Annotated in this window: 16 protein-coding genes and 1 pseudogene; 11 read left to right on the top strand and 6 right to left on the bottom strand. The window is 67.4% G+C overall.

Annotation, left to right across the window (positions count from 1 at the left end; translation table 11 throughout):
• Window positions 1–111: 111 nt before the first annotated feature.
• Entirely contained in the window at window positions 112–3360 is a 3249-nt protein-coding gene (locus JMF86_RS33855; RefSeq protein ID WP_201317373.1) for an efflux RND transporter permease subunit, read from the bottom strand.
• A gap of 298 nt (window positions 3361–3658) precedes the next feature.
• On the opposite strand from JMF86_RS33855, the gene JMF86_RS33850 reads away from it, so the two are divergent.
• Window positions 3659–3964, top strand: coding sequence for a DUF4148 domain-containing protein (locus JMF86_RS33850; protein WP_011545695.1), 306 nt, complete (start codon window positions 3659–3661; stop codon window positions 3962–3964).
• 71 nt (window positions 3965–4035) lie between these two features.
• On the opposite strand, the gene ansP is transcribed toward JMF86_RS33850, so the two are convergent.
• A complete protein-coding gene (gene ansP / locus JMF86_RS33845; protein WP_011694983.1) occupies window positions 4036–5526 on the bottom strand; it encodes an L-asparagine permease in 1491 nt (496 codons plus the stop codon).
• 472 nt (window positions 5527–5998) lie between these two features.
• Here ansP and JMF86_RS33840 point away from each other — a divergent pair, with 472 nt between their 5' ends.
• The 5 genes from JMF86_RS33840 (at window position 5999) to JMF86_RS33820 (ending at window position 9419) form a co-directional block, all read left to right on the top strand.
• Window positions 5999–6805, top strand: a complete 807-nt coding sequence (locus JMF86_RS33840) for a transporter substrate-binding domain-containing protein (protein WP_011694984.1) — start codon at window positions 5999–6001, stop codon at window positions 6803–6805.
• 89 nt (window positions 6806–6894) lie between these two features.
• On the top strand, window positions 6895–7581 hold the full coding sequence (locus tag JMF86_RS33835) for an amino acid ABC transporter permease (RefSeq protein WP_011545692.1): 687 nt from the start codon (window positions 6895–6897) through the stop codon (window positions 7579–7581).
• Window positions 7578–8228, top strand: a complete 651-nt coding sequence (locus JMF86_RS33830; protein ID WP_201317372.1) for an amino acid ABC transporter permease — start codon at window positions 7578–7580, stop codon at window positions 8226–8228. Before JMF86_RS33835 ends, JMF86_RS33830 begins: the two co-directional genes overlap by 4 nt.
• Window positions 8215–8964 (top strand): amino acid ABC transporter ATP-binding protein, encoded by a 750-nt coding sequence (locus JMF86_RS33825; RefSeq protein ID WP_006493844.1) that lies wholly within the window; start codon window positions 8215–8217, stop codon window positions 8962–8964. The genes JMF86_RS33830 and JMF86_RS33825 overlap by 14 nt, the downstream gene beginning before the upstream one ends.
• A gap of 173 nt (window positions 8965–9137) precedes the next feature.
• Entirely contained in the window at window positions 9138–9419 is a 282-nt protein-coding gene (locus JMF86_RS33820) for a DUF4148 domain-containing protein (RefSeq protein WP_201317371.1), read from the top strand.
• A 193-nt stretch (window positions 9420–9612) separates the two neighbouring features.
• On the opposite strand, the pseudogene JMF86_RS33815 reads toward JMF86_RS33820, so the two are convergent.
• Both JMF86_RS33815 and JMF86_RS33810 read right to left on the bottom strand, forming a co-directional pair.
• Window positions 9613–10756 (bottom strand): annotated as a pseudogene (locus tag JMF86_RS33815) (FAD binding domain-containing protein).
• A gap of 40 nt (window positions 10757–10796) precedes the next feature.
• Complete coding sequence (locus tag JMF86_RS33810; protein WP_077180543.1) at window positions 10797–11672, bottom strand: alpha/beta fold hydrolase; 876 nt, start codon at window positions 11670–11672, stop codon at window positions 10797–10799.
• 303 nt (window positions 11673–11975) lie between these two features.
• On the opposite strand from JMF86_RS33810, the gene JMF86_RS33805 reads away from it, so the two are divergent.
• Both JMF86_RS33805 and JMF86_RS33800 read left to right on the top strand, forming a co-directional pair.
• Complete coding sequence (locus JMF86_RS33805) at window positions 11976–12212, top strand: DUF1427 family protein (RefSeq protein WP_201317370.1); 237 nt, start codon at window positions 11976–11978, stop codon at window positions 12210–12212.
• On the top strand, window positions 12194–12931 hold the full coding sequence (locus JMF86_RS33800; protein ID WP_059721750.1) for a YoaK family protein: 738 nt from the start codon (window positions 12194–12196) through the stop codon (window positions 12929–12931). The genes JMF86_RS33805 and JMF86_RS33800 overlap by 19 nt, the downstream gene beginning before the upstream one ends.
• A 155-nt stretch (window positions 12932–13086) precedes the next feature.
• Here JMF86_RS33800 and JMF86_RS33795 read toward each other — a convergent pair whose 3' ends face one another.
• The gene (locus JMF86_RS33795) at window positions 13087–13995 is read right to left on the bottom strand and encodes a LysR family transcriptional regulator (RefSeq protein ID WP_175682288.1); all 909 of its coding nucleotides are present in this window, start codon (window positions 13993–13995) and stop codon (window positions 13087–13089) included.
• Window positions 13996–14154: 159 nt separating this feature from the next.
• Window positions 14155–14433 carry a XapX domain-containing protein gene (locus JMF86_RS33790; protein WP_074806934.1) on the bottom strand — a complete coding sequence of 93 codons (279 nt, stop codon included), beginning with the start codon at window positions 14431–14433 and terminating at the stop codon, window positions 14155–14157.
• A 306-nt stretch (window positions 14434–14739) separates the two neighbouring features.
• Between JMF86_RS33790 and JMF86_RS33785 the strand changes: the two genes are divergently transcribed.
• From JMF86_RS33785 to JMF86_RS33775, 3 genes are all read left to right on the top strand, one after another.
• The gene (locus JMF86_RS33785) at window positions 14740–15426 is read left to right on the top strand and encodes a hydrolase (RefSeq protein WP_011545683.1); all 687 of its coding nucleotides are present in this window, start codon (window positions 14740–14742) and stop codon (window positions 15424–15426) included.
• A gap of 168 nt (window positions 15427–15594) precedes the next feature.
• On the top strand, window positions 15595–15762 hold the full coding sequence (locus JMF86_RS33780; protein WP_012337465.1) for a DUF1427 family protein: 168 nt from the start codon (window positions 15595–15597) through the stop codon (window positions 15760–15762).
• A 19-nt stretch (window positions 15763–15781) separates the two neighbouring features.
• Window positions 15782–16546: amidohydrolase family protein (locus JMF86_RS33775; RefSeq protein WP_201317369.1), on the top strand; the 765-nt coding region annotated here is incomplete at its 3' end.

The following is a 16546-nucleotide window of genomic DNA, read 5'->3' as shown; positions in this document are numbered from 1 at the left end:
CCACGGTGGCCGCTTCGGCGGCGGGCGGCGGGGCGACGGGTTCGATCGAGTCGTTCATGATGGGTCCGGGGGCGGGCGAATCGAAGGATGAGAAGGGGCGGACGTCCGCGCTCAACGCAGCGCCGGCGTATCGGGTGCGTGCTGCGCGTGCCGCGCTGCCGCGGCGTCGCGACGCCGCGCGAGCCACGCGTGGACGAAGCCGAACAGCACCGGCACGAACAGCAGCGTCGACACCGTGCCGAACGCGAGGCCGCCGATCACCGCGCGGCCGAGCGGCGCGTTCTGCTCGCCGCCGTCGCCGAGGCCGAGCGCCATCGGCAGCATGCCGATCAGCATCGCGAGCGCGGTCATCACGACGGGCCGGAAGCGGGCGAAGCCGGCGTCGAGCGCCGCCTGCCACGGCGGCTCGCCGCCCGCGAGCAGCTCGCGCGCCGCGTTCACGACGAGGATGCTGTTCGCGGTCGCGATGCCGATGCACAGGATCGTGCCGGTCAGCGCGGGCACCGACAGCGTGGTGCGCGTGACGAACAGCATCCATGCGATGCCGGCGAGCGATGCGGGCAGGCCGCCGACGATCACGAGCGGATCGAGCCACGACTGGAAGTTCACGACCATCAGCAGGTAGACCAGCGAGATCGCGAGCGCGAGGCCGCCGAGCAGGCCCGTGAACGACTCGTGCATCGCCTGCACCTGGCCGCGCAGCACGATCGACGCGCCGGGCGGCAGTTGCGCGCGCGCGGCGTCGACGAGCTTCGTCACGTCGCCCGTGACGCCGCCGAGGTCGCGCCCCTGCACCGACGCGAAGATGTCGAGCACCGGCTGCACGTTGTAGTGCGACACCACGGCCTGCTGCGTCGCGCGCGAGAACGAGCCGAGCGCGCCGAGCAGGTTCTGCGCGGGCGCGCCCGCGGCCGGGCCACCGGCCGGCGTCTGCGGCGAGCGTGCGGTGCCGGCGGGCAGCGGCACGTTCGCGAGCGACTGCAGCGAATTCACCGTGTATTGCGGCGTCTGCACGAGCACCGGATAGCTGACGCCGTTGCGCGGATCGAGCCAGAAGTTCGGCGTCGTCTGCGAGCTGCCGGACAGCGCGATCAGCAGGTTCTGCGCGACGTCGCGCTGTTCGAGGCCGGCCTGGATCGCCTTCGTGCGATCGACGTTCACGTTGATCGCCGGCTCGTCGCCGGGCTGCTGGATGCGCGCGTCGACGAGCCCGCGCACGCCGCGCAGCTTCGCGAGCAGCGCATTCGCGACCGCACGGTTCTGGTCGAGCTTGTTGCCGACGATCTGGATGTCGATCGGCGCGGGCAGCCCGAAGTTGAGGATCTGGCTGACGATGTCGGCCGGCAGGAACGCGAACGTCACGCCGGGGAACGACTGTGCGAGCACGTTGCGCAGCTTCGCGACGTACGCGGCCGTCGACGCATGATCCGGTTTCAGCGTGACGAGCACGTCGGCGTCCTCGGTGCCGATCGGGTCCGACGAGTCGTACGTCAGGTTGATCCCGCTCACCGGCACGCCGATGTTGTCGAGCACGCCCGCGAGCTGGTTCGCCGGAATCACGCCGCGGATCTTCGCTTCGACTTCGTCGGTGAGCCGCGCGGTTTCCTCGATCCGCGTGCCGGTCGGCGCGCGCAGATGCAGGCGGATCTCGCCGGTGTCGACCGACGGGAAGAAGTCTTGCCCCGCGAACGCGTAGAGGCCCGTCGATGCGACGCAGGCGAGCAGGAACGCGGCCGCGAAGCGGCGGCGCCGCGCGATCGCCGCCGACAGCAGCGCGCGATAGCGCAGCCGCACGGCCTCGAAGCGATGCTCGAACGCGGCCTGGAAGCGCGCCACATGCACGAGGGGTGCGAATACGCCGCGCGGCGGCCGGCCGCTGCCTTTGGCGCGCATCAGCGCCATCGCGAGCGTCGGCACCAGCGTGCGCGAGAAGAAGTACGACGCGATCATCGCGAAGATCACGGCTTCGGCGAGCGGCACGAACAGATAGCGCGCGACACCCGTGAGCAGGAACATCGGCACGAACACGATGCAGATCGACAGCGTCGACACGAAGGTCGGCACCGCGATCTCTCCCGAGCCGGTCAGGATGGCCTCCTCGAGCGGCGCACCGAGCTCGAGATGATGCGTGATGTTCTCGATCGCGACGGTCGCGTCGTCGACGAGGATCCCGACCGCGAGCGCGAGCCCGCCGAGCGTCATGATGTTGATGGTCTGGCCGAGCGCGGACAGCGCGAGCAGCGACGTGAGCACCGCGAGCGGGATCGTGATCGCGATGATCAGCGTCGCGCGCCAGCTGCCGAGGAACAGCAGGATCATCAGCGCGGTCAGGCACGCGGCGATCAGCGCTTCGCGCACGACGCCCTGAACGGCCGCCTTCACGAACACGGACTGATCGTCGAGCGGCGCGATGTGCAGCGCCTTCGGCAGCCCGGCCGCGATCTTCGGCAGCATCGCCTTCACCTGGTCGATGATCGTCAGCGTCGATGCGCTGCCGGTCTTCTCGACCGTCAGCAGCGCCGCGCGCTTGCCGTCCACCCGCACGATGTTGGTCTGCGGCGCGTAGCCGTCGCGAACGTGCGCGACGTCGCGCACGTACACGACGGTGCCGCCGATCGTCTTCACCGGCAGATCGTTCAGCGCGGCGACGGTCTGCGTGCTGCCGTTCATCTGCACGTTGTATTCGTGCGTGCCGATCTTCGCGGTGCCGCCCGGCAGGATCAGGTTCTGCGCGTTGATCGCGTTGACGACGTCGATCGGCGCGAGCCCCTTCGCCTGCAGCGCGCGCGTATCGAGATCGACGACGATCTGGCGGATCTTGCCGCCGAACGGCAGCGGCACGGCCGCGCCCTGGACGGTCGCGAGCTGCGTGCGGATGAAGCTGTTGCCGAGGTCGTACAGCTGCTGCTCGGCGAGCGTGTCGCTCGACAGCCCGAGCTGCAGGATCGGGACCGTCGACGCGTTGTACGTGATGATGTTCGGCGGCAGCGTGCCGGGCGGCAGGATGCGCAGGATCGACGCGGCGTTGCTCGCGGCTTCCGCGATCGCGCGATTGATGTCGGCGCCCGGGTGGAAGAAGATCTTCACGACCGACACGCCGTTCAGCGACTGCGACTCGATGTGCTCGATGTCGTCGACGTCGGACGTGAGCGCGCGTTCGTAGTTCGACGTGATCCGCTTGGCCATATCCTCCGCGGAGAAGCCGTTGTACGACCAGACGATGCTGACGACCGGAATGTCGATGCTCGGGAAGATGTCGGTGGGCGTGCGCAGCAGCGCGAGCGGCCCCGCGATGAAGATCAGCAGCGCGAGTACGACGAACGTGTAGGGCCTGCGTAACGCCAGCCGGACGATCCACATGATGGTGCTCCTCGAAGCAGGGCTCGGATGCGCATTCGATGCGACGAGCACGCAGTCTGCCGGCGCGGCGTTGACCCGACCCTGACTCGAGGATTACGAAACCGTTATCTGTGCGGGCGCGCGAGTGCGTGGCGACCGACCGGCGCCGGCGCCCAGATAACAAAACCGTAATCGAAGCCTCACCTTCAGGAAAGCGCGTGAATCGCAGAATGAATCCAACTCTTCATCGCATCGATGGGGAGCGGATGTCCGGCCTGATCTGCGGACGCGAACACGCCATCTTTGAGAGGTGAACATCATGAACAACCTGATTCGTGCAGTCCTGCTGTCCTGCGCACTGAGCGCGCCGATCGTCGCATTTGCGCAAACCACCGACCATGCGGTTACCCGCGCCGAGGTGCGTGCCGATCTCGTCCGCGTCGAAAAGGCCGGTTATCGGCCCATCGGCAGCGATCCGTACTATCCCGAAGACATCCAGGCCGCGGAAGCGAAGGTCGTCGCGCAGCAAGCGCAATCGGCCGCTGCCCAGCCGACCGACGCGGCCAGGACGGCGACATCGTCGCTCGCGTCGCTCGACACGCAGCCGTTGTACGAGCATCACTGAGCGCGTTCGGCGCCCGCCGTCGGCAGCCCGGCGGCGGATCGTTCAACGGACGGCGCACATGCCGCCGCGCGTCAGTTCTCGCCTTTCTCGAGCACGTTCTGCGTGAGCGCGATCGACGGAATCGTCGGCTTGAGCAGCGCGCGGCGCGCGCGACGGCTCAGCCACTTCCAGCCGGCCACGAGCAGCAGCGCGACCAGCGGGATCGACGCGATCGTCCACGTCCCGTTCGGATAGTCGAACGCCATCAGCACCAGCACGCCGAGCAGGAACAGCAGCGTGAGCCACGACGTGACGGGCGCGCCCGGCATCCTGAACGATACGTCCTCGACCTCGCCGCGCCTGACCGCGGCGCGGAACTTCATCTGGCACACGACGATGAAGCCCCAGGTGCTGATGATGCCGAGCGACGCGATGTTCAGCACGATCTCGAACACGCTCGACGGCACGAGATAGTTGAGCAGCACGCCGACCACGTAGATCGCGACCGTCACCAGAATGCCCGCGTACGGCACGGATTGCCCGCTCATTCGCGCGAGGAACGCGGGGGCGGAGCCGCCCATCGACAGCGAACGCAATACGCGCCCGGTCGAATACAGGCCGGAGTTGAGGCTCGACAGCGCGGCCGTGAGCACCACCAGGTTCATCACCGAGCCGATGCCCGGCACGCCGAGCGCGCCGAAGAACGTGACGAACGGGCTCTGGCCCGCCTTGTACGCGCTCCACGGCAGCAGGCAGACCAGCAGCACGACCGATGCGACGTAGAAGATCGCGATGCGCCAGATCACGTTGTTGATCGCGCGCGGCAGCACCTTGCGCGCGTCCTTGCATTCGCCGGCGGCCGTGCCGACCAGTTCGACGCCCGCGAACGCGAACACCACACCCTGCACCAGCACCAGCGCCGGCATCAACCCGTGCGGGAAGAACCCGCCGTTGTCGGTGATCAGATGCATGCCGGTGCCATGGCCGGCCACCGGCATGCCCGTGCCGAGGATCGCCGTGCCGATCACGAGAAACAGCACGATCGCGGCGACCTTGATCAGCGCGAACCAGAATTCCATCTCGGCGAACCACTTCACGCCGATCAGGTTCATCGTCGCGACGATGCAGAGCGCGACGAGCGCGAAGATCCACTGCGGCACGGCCGCGAACGGCGCCCAGTAATGCATGTAGAGCGCGACGGCGGTGATGTCGACGATGCCGGTCATCGCCCAGTTCAGGAAGTACATCCAGCCGGCGACGAACGACGCCTTTTCGCCGAGGAATTCGCGCGCGTACGACACGAAGCTGCCGCTGCTGGGGCGATGCATCACCAGCTCGCCGAGCGCGCGCAGGATCAGGAACGAAAACGCGCCGCAGACCAGATAGACGATCGCGAGCGCCGGGCCGGCGGCCTGCAGCCGGGCGCCGGCCCCGAGGAACAGCCCGGTGCCGATGGCCCCGCCGATCGCGATCATCTGCACCTGTCGATTGCCGAGGGTCTTGTGATAGCCGGCTTCGTGCGATTCGAGCCAGCTGCGTTTGTCGGTTTCGCCGGTTGTCGACGGTTCGGGAATCGATGCCATGACGGTATCCTCGCACACGGATGGGATTGAATTCATCCCGATCGCGGGACGATCGGGACCACCGGTACCGGCGGACTCGCGCGCGGAATCCGGCGTGCTCGTCCTGATCGCGATTCGTCGGACGTGACGAAAGGCACGGTACGTCGCGAACGTATTCAGCCGTAATTCCCGCCACAAACGGAATGCAAATTTGGACTGGGCGTGTTCGAATCCGCGCATAACGGCCGCGGCGATGGGTGAACCGGTTAGGTAATTTGGTGCGCCGGCGCGCACTGCGAGGGCAACGGTTACCGATGGTGCCGGTTCATGCACCGAAATGAGGAATTCGGTTCGCCGAAGGGTTCGCTGAAATGTCCGGCTCATGCCGGTGGGGCAAGCGTTTCCCGGCGATGGCCCGGTTTTTGCTGGAGTGGTGTCGGCCGCGCAATCGTTGCGCGCAGCCCGACGACATACCAGACAAGGAAGATTCACCGTGAGCCCGACGACCCGACCGTTCCCCCGACGCACCTGGCTGGCTGCGCTGTTCGCCGCCCCCGTGATCGCGCTGTTCGCCGCCGCGCCGGCCCATGCCGATGCGCTCGACACCATCGCGAAAAACGGCACGCTGCGCGTCGCGGTGCCCGAGGACTATCCGCCGTTCGGTTCGGTCGGCACGGACATGCAGCCGCAGGGCTACGACATCGACATGGCAGGACTCCTTGCCAAGTCGCTCGGCGTCAAGCTGAAGCTGGTGCCCGTGAACAGCGCGAACCGGATTCCGTACCTGACGACCAACAAGGTCGACATGGTGATCTCGTCGCTCGGCAAGACGCCCGAACGCGAGAAGGTCATCGACTTCTCGAGCGCGTACGCACCGTATTTCCAGGGCGTGTTCGGGCCGTCCGACGTGAAAGTGAGCACGCCGGCCGACCTCACCGGCAAGACGGTCGGCGCGACGCGCGGCGCGCTCGAGGAGATCGCGCTGTCGCAGCTCGCGCCGAACGCGACGATCAAGCGCTTCGAGGACAACAACGCGACGATCCAGGCGTTCCTGTCGGGGCAGGTCCAGTTGATCGCGGCCGGCAACATCGTCGCGGCGGCGATTCTCGCGAAGAATCCGCCGCGCCGCCCCGAGGTCAAGTTCGTGATCAAGAATTCGCCGTGCTTCGTCGGCGTCAACAAGAACGAACCGCGCCTGCTCGCGAAGATCGACGATGCGATCGCGCATGCGAAGCAGGACGGCTCGCTGGGCGAGATGTCGCGCAAGTGGCTCGGCCAGCCGTTGCCGGCCGGACTGTGACGCATCGCCGTGTCGCCTGATACGTCGCCGCGGCCGGGGTGCCCGGCGTGGCGCGTGTCGTTGTCCGAACCCGAATTCATCTCCTTCCCATGAGCTACCAGCTTCAATTCGGCGAACTGTCCGAGTACGTCGGCGTGTTCGCGAGCGGCGCGGCGATCACGCTCGCGCTGACCGCGGTCGCGACCGTGCTCGGCGTGGCGGTCGGCGTGCTCGGCGCGGCCGCGTACAGTGCCGACGCGCGCGCGGCCGTGCGCTTGCGCCCGCTGATCGGCGCGTACGTCGAGGCGATTCGCAATACGCCGTTCGTCGTCCAGCTGTTCTTCATCTTCTTCGGCTTGCCGGCGCTCGGCGTGCACATCGACGAATACACGGCCGCGATCCTCGCGATGACGCTCAATCTCGGCGCGTACTCGGTCGAGATCGTGCGCGCGGGCGTGGCCGCCGTGCCGAAAGGGCATCTGGAGGCCGCGTCCGCGCTGGCGATGTCGCGCGCGCAGATGCTGCGCCACGTCGTGCTGCCGCAGGCGCTCGCCAAGGTGTTTCCCGCGCTGTCGAGCCAGATCGTGATCACGATGCTCGGCTCGGCCGTCGTGTCGCAGATCTCGGTGGCCGACCTGACCTACGCGGCCAGCTACATTCAGTCGCGCAACTTCCGCGCGTTCGAGACGTATTTCGTGATCACGCTCGCGTATCTGGCGATGGCGCTGCTGCTGCGCGCCACGCTCGGCGCGATGGGCCGCCGCCTGTTCACCCGCCGCGTGCGAGGTGCGCGATGACCGATTTCACGTTCGGGCAGATTCTCGCGAACCTGCTGCTGGCCGCGCGCTGGACGATCGTGCTGTCGATCGTGTCGTTCGTGACGGGCGGCCTCGTCGGCCTCGGGCTGCTCGTGATGCGCGTGTCGGGCTCGACGGTGCTGCGCGGTATCGCGAAGCTCTATATCGAAGTGTTCCAGGGCACCCCGTTGCTGATGCAACTGTTCATCGTGTTCTTCGGCCTGCCGCTCGTCGGGCTCGACGTGCCGCCGTGGGTGGCGGCCACGGCGGGGCTCACGTTCTTCACCAGCGCATATCTGGCCGAGATCTGGCGCGGCTGTGTCGAGGCCGTGCCGAAAGGGCAGTGGGAGGCGTCGGCCAGCCTGGCGATGAGCTACGTCGAGCAATTGCGTCACGTGATCCTGCCGCAGGCCGCGCGCATCGCGATCGCGCCGACGGTCGGTTTCGGCGTGCAGGCCGTGAAGGATACGGCGCTGGTGTCGATCATCGGCTTCACCGAGCTGACGAAGGTCGGCATCGCGATCTCGAACGCGACGTTCCGGCCGTTCGTCGTGTATGGCCTCGTCGCGCTGATCTATTTCGCGCTCTGTTATCCGCTTACCCGTTATGCGCGCACGTTGCAAAGGAGATGGCATGCCGCTCGTTGAAACCCGGGGTCTCGAAAAGAACTTCGGCACCCATCATGTGCTCAAGGGCATCGATTTCTCCGTCGAGCGCGGGCAGGTCGTCTCGATCATCGGCCGCAGCGGCTCGGGCAAGAGCACGCTGCTGCGCACGCTCAACGGGCTCGAGAGCATCGACGCGGGCACGATTTCGGTCGACGGCGAACGCGTCGATGCGCGGCACGCGGACCTGCGCGCGCTGCGGCTGAAGGTCGGCATGGTGTTCCAGCAGTACAACCTGTTTCCGCACCTGAGCGCCGGGCAGAACGTGATGCTCGCGCAGTCGGTGGTGAAGAAGGCGCACCGCCAGCAGGCGCGCGCGATCGCGGAACTGATGCTCGAGCGCGTCGGCCTCGGCGACAAGTTCGACGCGTTTCCGGAACAGTTGTCGGGCGGCCAGCAGCAGCGCGTGGCGATCGCGCGGGCGCTCGCGATGAAGCCGAGTGTGCTGCTGTGCGACGAAATCACGTCCGCGCTCGATCCGGAGCTCGTCGGCGAGGTGCTGGGCGTGGTCGAGCAACTCGCGCGCGAGGACATGACGCTGATCATGGTCACGCACGAGATGAACTTCGCGCGTGCGGTGAGCGACCGGATCGTGTTCATGCACCAGGGGCGTGTGTGGGAGAGCGGGACGGCCGACGAGATCTTCGAGCGGCCGCAGACGGTGGAGTTGACGCGGTTTCTCGGCAGCGTGCGAAACACCGAAACCGTGACGCGCTGACCGACGCCGCCGTGCGGCGCGGCCGCGATAGATGACAGGACCGTAATCGAAGCTTCACCTTCCGGACAGCGCGCGAATCGCAGAATGGACACCACTCCTCATCGCATCGATGCGGAGCGGATGTCCGGCCTGATCTGCGGACGCAAACACGCTATCTTCGAGAGGTGAACATCATGAACACGCTGATTCGTGCAGCATTGCTTTCCTGTGCGCTGAGCGCACCGATCGTCGCATTCGCGCAATCTGCCGACCATACGGTCACGCGCGCTGACGTGCGTGCCGACCTGATTCAGGCGGAGCGCGACGGCACGCTGCCGACGTCGAACTGGGACTATCCGCCGAGCACGCAGACGATCGCACGCAATCGCGATCTGTATGCGATCGCGCATGGCGACCGGCCCACGGCAATGGCCGCGACGTCGTCGGCCACCGTGTCGACCGCGAGCGCGCAATGAAGCGGGGCGCCGTATCGACATGCGTGGCCGGGCTGGCGATCGCCGCGTGGCTCGCGGCGGCCGCGGCCCCGGCTTTCGCGCGCGGGCAGCCGCTACTGCCCGATGACGACGGTGGGCGCGCCAGCGTGCTGCACGCGCTGAATCCCGAATTCGACCCGCACCGCCATACAGTCGACACCCGGCCGGCGCACGCTCACGACGCGCCCATCAGCCGCGCGCCGAGCGCGATCCCGCGCGCGGCGATCGCTGCGCTGGCGGTGCGCTGACGGGCGTCCCAGCCGGCCAGCGCGGCATCGAACGCGGCGCCGCGTGCGACGTCGCGCACGGCTTCGGCGAGGCCGACCGCGTCGTCCGCCGCTTTCGCGACGCCCGCCGCCGTGTGCGGGCGCACCATGCATGCGGCATCGCCGAGCAGCACCGCGCGCCCGACAGCCATCCGCTCGACCGCGAGATCGAGGATCGCCTGCGCGAACGGCGCGGTGGTTGCATCGACGAGCGCGGCGAGCGTCGGCGCGAGCATCCGGTCGGCGGCGTCGACGAGTTCCGCGCGGTGGTCGTCGCGCATCGCACCGGGCGGCAAGCGACCCGTCGCGCTGCGTGCCGTCGCGCGTAACGAACAGCGACGGCATCCGGTCGGATGCGAGACGCCGGTACCACACCCAGTTCACGCGCCGTTTGCCCGGTTCGATCGTGCCGTCGGCGCCGGGCACCAGATAGGTCAGGAACAGGTGCCGGTCGCCTTGCTGGAACGTGAAGCGTTCGCGCAGCAGAACCAGCACCTGCTCGGGCAGCGTGTGTTCGTCGACGAGCCCGCGCCACGCGACATAGCCCGCATACGTCGGCCGCACGTCCGGCAGCAATTGCGCGCGCACGGTCGAGCGGCCGCCGTCCGCGCCGATCAGCAGGTCGGCCGTCTCGGCGCGGCCGCTCGCGAAGTGCGCGACGATCCGCTCGCCGTCCGGTTCGAACCGCTCGAACGCGTCGCCCGCGTGGATGACGCCGGCGGGCAGCGCACGCTTGAGCGCCGTGTAGATCACGTTCCAGCCCGTCTGCGTCTGCGGCATCGCGAAGCGCTGCACGATCCGGTCGTGCGCATCGACGTAGATCCGGTCGATCGAATCGACGCCGGTCTCGCGCGGCAGCGGCACACCGCCGAACGCGAACGCGCGCTCGATCGGCGGTTGCAGCACGATGCCGCCGCCGCGGCTGTCGAGTGCGTGCGGCGATTGCTCGAAGACGCGGACGTCCCAGCCGGCCGCGCGCAGCGCGGTCGCCGCGAACAGCCCGCCGACCGATCCGCCGGCGATGACGGCCTTGCGGCGCGATCCGTGTTCCATTCGATGTTCCCCGATGATGCCGTGTGCGGCGCGCGTGGCGTCAGCCGGCCCAGCCGCGCAGGAAATCGACCAGCAGCGCGTTCACGCGCTCGGGCTGCTCCTCGTGCGGCAGATGCCCGCACTGCGCGATCGGCTCGGCACGCAAGTGGGTCGCCATGCCTTCCCATACGGCCTTCATGTCGAACATCTTGCCCACCGCGTAGAAATCCTCGCCCCAGATCGCCATGGTCGGGCACGCGATCCTGACGTCCGCATCGACGAGGTCCTGCTGCACGTCTTCCGCGTTCGCGCGATAGTCGGCCAGCGCGCCGCGCACGGCCCCCGGGCGTCGGTACGCACGCACGTACGTGTCGAACGCATCGCCCGAGATCGCGTGCGGGTTGTAGCACCAGTCGGCGAAAAAGTAGCTGAGCCATTCGGCTTCCTTGCCGGCGATCAGCGCCTCCGGCAGGTCGGGCACCTGATGGAACAGGAAGAACCAGTACGCGCGCGCCGTTTGCGCGGTCATGTTCTGCGCGACGATGCGCGTCGGCACGTTGTCCATCACGACGAGCCGCTCGACGCGTTCGGGGAAGTCCTTCGCGAAACGCGTCGCGACGCGTGCGCCGCGATCGTGCCCGACGAGCGCGATGCGCTCGATGCCGAGCGCATCGAGCAGCGCGGCGAGATCGCGCGCCATGTTGCGCTTGTCGTAGCCGGCCGCGGGCTTGTCGGTTTCGCCGTAGCCGCGCAGGTCGGGCACGATCACGCGATAGTGCCGCGCGAGCACCGGAATCTGGAAGCGCCATGCAAAACTGGTTTCGGGGAAGCCGTGCAGCAGCACGACGACGGGCCCCGCGCCGGCATCGATGACGTGCTGGCGGATGCCGTTCGCCGTAATGGTGTGATGGGTGAGTGCGAGCGTGTCGGTCGTCATGTGGGAATCCTGGTTCGATGCGGACGGTGCGCGATACGGCTCGCGTCCGATGCTGTCCGAGCATAGGCCACGCGACGCACGTCGTGGCTGAATCGTTCTGAATTCCGATGCGAGGCGGCGGCACGGCTGCCGGCTCGTCGGCGGTCGTCGCGCGCATGCGTCACCGCGCCGCACCGCACGTTCAGAACGATTCAGTTCGCCGCCATGACTTTCAGGGCCGCCTTCCGTAGTCTTGTTCCCGAGCCGCCGCACGAGGCCGAAGCCTTTCGGCCGGCCCGGCCGGCGGCACAACCGGAACGGACCATGCCTTACCTGATCTCGCCGGGAGCCCGCATCGCAGTCGGCCTCCTGCACCCCCTCGTGCGCGTGCAGTCGCCTGCGCCGCCGCTGACCGCGCTGGCGCGCCTGTTCGGCATCGTTGTCCGCAAGCATGCGATCCCGCTCGTGCCGGCGCCGTCGCGTGCGCTCGCCGCGCAGGTTCGCGATGCGCACACCATCGACACAACCGCGGAAGCCACGACATGCAGCCCGCGCAAGTAACGGCAGCGGGCGCGGCGGCCCCCGATCGCCTGCGGGGCGAGGATGTGTTCCTCGCATCGATCGCCGGCTACGTCGACACGCTCGGCTTCGTCGCGCTGTTCGGGCTCTTTACCGCGCACGTCACCGGCAACTTCATCCTGATCGGCTCGGGCCTCGCCGGGGTCGGCCAGGGTCTCATGATCAAGTGGCTCGCGTTTCCGGCATTTATCGCGGGCATCGTCGCCGCCCGCGTGCTCGATCACCGGATGCGCGTGCGCGGGCATGGCGTGCGGGCGCGCTCGCTGTACGCACTGCAGACGATCCTGCTGGCCGGATTCATGCTCGCGGGCGTCGCGGCGTCGCCGATCGGCAGCGCCGATGCGCCCGCGACGATCGTCTGCGGGCTGCTGGGCGCGGCGGCAATGGGCGTGCAGAACGCGCACGGCCGGTTGACCGCGCGCACCGTCGTCGCGAACACCGTGATGACCGGAAACGTCACGCAGGCGGTCATCGATGCATTCGACTGGCTGGTGCCGATCGCCGCGCCGGCCGAACGGGAAGCCGCACGCGCGCGGCTGCGACGCACGTTGCCGCCGGTGGTCGGGTTCGCGCTCGGCGCGGGCGCCGGGGCGAGCGCCTACGTGTACGCCGGATTCTGGGCACTGGCGCTGCCGCTCGCGGCGCTCGGTTTCCTCACCTGGCGCTCTGGCCGGACCGGCGAGCCGTCCGCGTCGCGCTGAACGCCGATTCCGCACGCGGCGTCGGCTGCGTGCGCGACCGGGGCGGCGGCGAAGCCGCGCTGCGCTTCTTCATTTCCTTTAACGCCGATTTCGAGAACGGCTCGATGCAGGTCGGTCAGCGCGAGACCGCTCGACCGTTCGCAGAAAGCGCAGCGTCACGCGGGCGTGGTGAACCGGTCGACGAGGTCCGGGTGTCCGAGCTGTTCGACCCACCAGCGGAGCGCGCGCCCGGCTTCGTCGGTGCGCCACGCGATATAGCAATGGGTCGTGTCGCGCATGCCGGTGACTTCCCGCGCGACAAGCCTGCCTTGCGCGATCGCGGGCGCCGCGATGCAGTCCGGGAGCGTGCCTACCGCGAGTCCTTCGCATTGCGCGGCCAGTTTCGCCGCGAGCGTCGGCACCGCGAGATACGGTTGGCCAGCATCAACCGCGACCGACTGCGGCTGAAGCTCGCGGGACGTGTCGGAGATCACCGCGCCGCGATACTCGACGATCGACGCCATCGACAGCGGTTCGGGCAGTGCAGCGAGCGGATGGGTCGGAGCGACCGCGAATACGTGCCGGAGCGTGCCGATTGGCTGCGCCACGATGTCCGGCAGTTCCGGCGGCTCGCCCGCCGCGCCGACGATCAGATCGGCCCGCCGCGAGATCAGCGCATCCCAGGTGCCGCCGAGCACTTCGGTGGAGAGTCGCAGTCGCGTGTCCATGTCAAGTGCGTAGAACGCGTGGACGTATGGCCACATCAGGTCGAAGGGTAGTATCTCGGCGATGCAGACGCGAACTTCGGTTTCCCAACCTTGCTGCGCGCGCTGCGCTTTCCGTTCAAGCTGTTCGGCGGCATGAAGCAGACGACGGCCTTCCTCGACGACGACGCGGCCCGCGCGCGTGAGCTTCGCCCGACGCCCGCTGCGATCGAACAACGCGACGTCGAGATCGCTCTCGAGCTTTTGTACGAGATAGGTCAGTGCGGACGGCACGCGGTGCACCAACTCCGCCGCGTCGGCAAACGTACCGGTGCGGTCGATCGCGTCCAGTGCCTCGAGTGCTTCGAAAGACAGTTTCATGACGAGTTTCGCTACGACAAGGGCATCAGGCGGTATCGCGCCGTCGAGCGACACTCAATCCAATACTGTTCACAACGGTTCGTCATCCGACGTACCGAGGCACGCACGCATGTGCGCCGACGGCCGGGGCCGCCGCCGCGTTCGCTCGACGTCCGCCTGTCACGTCGGTGTCGATTCGCGGTGCTTCGCGGCAGCATCGGCGTGTGCGCCGGGCAGCGCGCCGAACATGTGCTGGCTGCACTTCGCATCGCGCCATGCGGTTCCCAGCCGGATGCCGTCGAACATCCGTCGCACCACGGGAAGAATCTGTTCGCCGGCCAGAATGCCGAGCAGGCCGACCAGGGCGATGGCGGGCGGCGCCGGCGATTGGACGCCGATCAGCGCGTAGACGACGCCGGCGAGGATGCCGGCGAGAAGCGAAGCAATGTACGGTTTCATGGGTCTGGAATGGAATGACGGCCGTTAAAAATATGGACAAGTACCGGTCTGGCGTCGATCCGAAAGTCTTGGGCCAGCCTATCAGGTCTGCGCGTTCGTCGTGAGCCGATTCAATGAAATTCAGATCTTTTCAGTCTGAATTCAGGGCGTGACGAGAATCAGAACAATTAACTGGTGCGGTCGAAATTTCGCGTATTGAATGACGCAGGCCGACTGCCGACGCTTCCGACATGGCGCATTGGATGCCTCGCGGATGCGTCGGCCAGGCAAGCCTCATTTTTCTCCGCGTCAAAGGACATCACCACCATGAGCAATCCGAAGCTTGAAGTACTTACTCCGCACAACAGCCAGCTGATCTTCATTGACCAGCAGCCGCAGATGGCGTTCGGCGTGCAGTCGATCGATCGGCAGACGCTGAAGAACAACGTCGTCGGGCTCGCGAAGGCCGCGAAGGTCTTCAACATCCCCACCACGATCACGACGGTCGAAAGCGAGAGCTTCTCGGGCCACACCTATCCCGAGCTGCTCGACGTGTTCCCGAACCAGAAGACGCTCGAACGCACGTCGATGAACTCGTGGGACGACCAGAAGGTGCGCGACGCGCTCGCCGCGAACGGCCGCAAGAAGGTGGTCGTGTCGGGCCTGTGGACCGAAGTCTGCAATACGACGTTCGCGCTCTGCGCGATGCTCGAAGGCGACTACGAAATCTACATGGTTTCCGACGCATCGGGCGGCACGACGCAGGCCGCGCACGACATCGCGATGCAGCGCATGGTGCAGGCCGGCGTCGTGCCGGTCACGTGGCAGCAGGTCCTGCTCGAATGGCAACGCGACTGGGCACGCCGCGAGACGTATGACGCGGTGATGGCGATCGCGAAGGAGCATTCGGGCGCCTACGGGATGGGCGTGGACTACGCGTACACGATGCTCCACAAGGCCCCGCAGCGCACCGCGACGCCGCACGAGTCGATTGCGCCCGTGCCGGCGAAGTAAGCGCGGACGACGGGCAACCGCCGATGCCGGTGCGGCGGGTTCGAGGTGAACGCGTCGCATGGGCTCCCTTGCCGCGGGCGGCGGACGTGACGAAACACGAATGTTGCCCGCGGCATGCGGGCCGAAACACAGCCCCCTGCATTTGAAATTGTCCGGGAGATTTATTGCATGGAACCCTATCTGGTTTCCCTTGGCGCGGGTGTGCTGATCGGTGTGATTTACAGCGCCATCAAGGTTCGCTCTCCCGCACCGCCGCTGATTGCGCTGGTCGGGTTGCTCGGCATGCTGATCGGCGCGCAAGCCTTACCCCCCGTGAAACAACTCTTTGGCTTCTGATCAACAAGAGGTGATGCATATGACCGCAACCGTGACCCAACCGGATCTGATCCTGCATAACGGACGATTCACGACGCTCGATCGCGCGAACCCTGTCGCGACGGCGGTCGCGATTGCCGCCGGACGCTTCGTCGCCGTTGGCAGCGAAGCCGACGTGATGCCGCTCGCGGGCCGCGCGACGAAGGTCGTCGATCTCGGCGGCCGCGGCGTGCTGCCGGGTCTGATCGACAACCACTGCCACGTGATTCGTGGTGGACTGAACTACAACATGGAGCTGCGCTGGGACGGCGTGCCGTCGCTTGCGCTCGCGATGGAGATGCTCAAGCAGCAGGTCGCGATCACGCCGGCGCCGCAGTGGGTGCGCGTGGTCGGCGGCTTCACCGAACATCAGTTCGTGGAGAAACGGCTGCCGACGATCGAAGAACTGAACGCAGTCGCGCCTGATACGCCGGTGTTCATCCTGCACCTGTACGATCGCGCGCTGCTGAACGCGGCCGCGCTGCGGGTGGTCGGTTATACGAAGGACACGCCCGAGCCACCGGGCGGCACGATCCTGCGCGATGCCGCAGGCAACCCGACCGGCCTGCTGCTCGCGAACCCGAACGCGACGATCCTCTACGCGACGCTCGCGAAAGGCCCGAAGCTGCCGTTCGAGTATCAGTACAACTCGACGCGCCACTTCATGCGCGAGCTGAACCGGCTCGGCGTGACGGGCGTGATCGACGCGGGCGGCGGCTCGCAGAATTATCCCGATGATTACGAAGTGATCCGCAAGCTGCACGAT

It is taken from the genome of Burkholderia sp. E168m15, assembly GCF_016586105.1.
Classification (GTDB): domain Bacteria; phylum Pseudomonadota; class Gammaproteobacteria; order Burkholderiales; family Burkholderiaceae; genus Burkholderia; species Burkholderia orbicola.
The sequence above is the reverse complement of the archived record's forward strand: the minus strand, read 5'-3'. Positions and strand labels throughout refer to the sequence as shown.

Excerpts from the sequence above, each read along its gene's own strand:
- JMF86_RS33820 (WP_201317371.1), top strand. The coding sequence starts at position 9,138 with ATGAACACGCTGATTCGTGCAGCATTGCTTTCCTGTGCGCTGAGCGCA.
- JMF86_RS33835 (WP_011545692.1), top strand. The coding sequence starts at position 6,895 with ATGAGCTACCAGCTTCAATTCGGCGAACTGTCCGAGTACGTCGGCGTG.
- JMF86_RS33785 (WP_011545683.1), top strand. The coding sequence starts at position 14,740 with ATGAGCAATCCGAAGCTTGAAGTACTTACTCCGCACAACAGCCAGCTG.
- JMF86_RS33790 (WP_074806934.1), bottom strand. The coding sequence starts at position 14,433 with ATGAAACCGTACATTGCTTCGCTTCTCGCCGGCATCCTCGCCGGCGTC.
- JMF86_RS33850 (WP_011545695.1), top strand. The coding sequence starts at position 3,659 with ATGAACAACCTGATTCGTGCAGTCCTGCTGTCCTGCGCACTGAGCGCG.
- ansP (WP_011694983.1), bottom strand. The coding sequence starts at position 5,526 with ATGGCATCGATTCCCGAACCGTCGACAACCGGCGAAACCGACAAACGC.
- JMF86_RS33810 (WP_077180543.1), bottom strand. The coding sequence starts at position 11,672 with ATGACGACCGACACGCTCGCACTCACCCATCACACCATTACGGCGAAC.
- JMF86_RS33825 (WP_006493844.1), top strand. The coding sequence starts at position 8,215 with ATGCCGCTCGTTGAAACCCGGGGTCTCGAAAAGAACTTCGGCACCCAT.
- JMF86_RS33805 (WP_201317370.1), top strand. The coding sequence starts at position 11,976 with ATGCCTTACCTGATCTCGCCGGGAGCCCGCATCGCAGTCGGCCTCCTG.
- JMF86_RS33855 (WP_201317373.1), bottom strand. The coding sequence starts at position 3,360 with ATGTGGATCGTCCGGCTGGCGTTACGCAGGCCCTACACGTTCGTCGTA.
- JMF86_RS33800 (WP_059721750.1), top strand. The coding sequence starts at position 12,194 with ATGCAGCCCGCGCAAGTAACGGCAGCGGGCGCGGCGGCCCCCGATCGC.
- JMF86_RS33795 (WP_175682288.1), bottom strand. The coding sequence starts at position 13,995 with ATGAAACTGTCTTTCGAAGCACTCGAGGCACTGGACGCGATCGACCGC.
- JMF86_RS33830 (WP_201317372.1), top strand. The coding sequence starts at position 7,578 with ATGACCGATTTCACGTTCGGGCAGATTCTCGCGAACCTGCTGCTGGCC.
- JMF86_RS33780 (WP_012337465.1), top strand. The coding sequence starts at position 15,595 with ATGGAACCCTATCTGGTTTCCCTTGGCGCGGGTGTGCTGATCGGTGTG.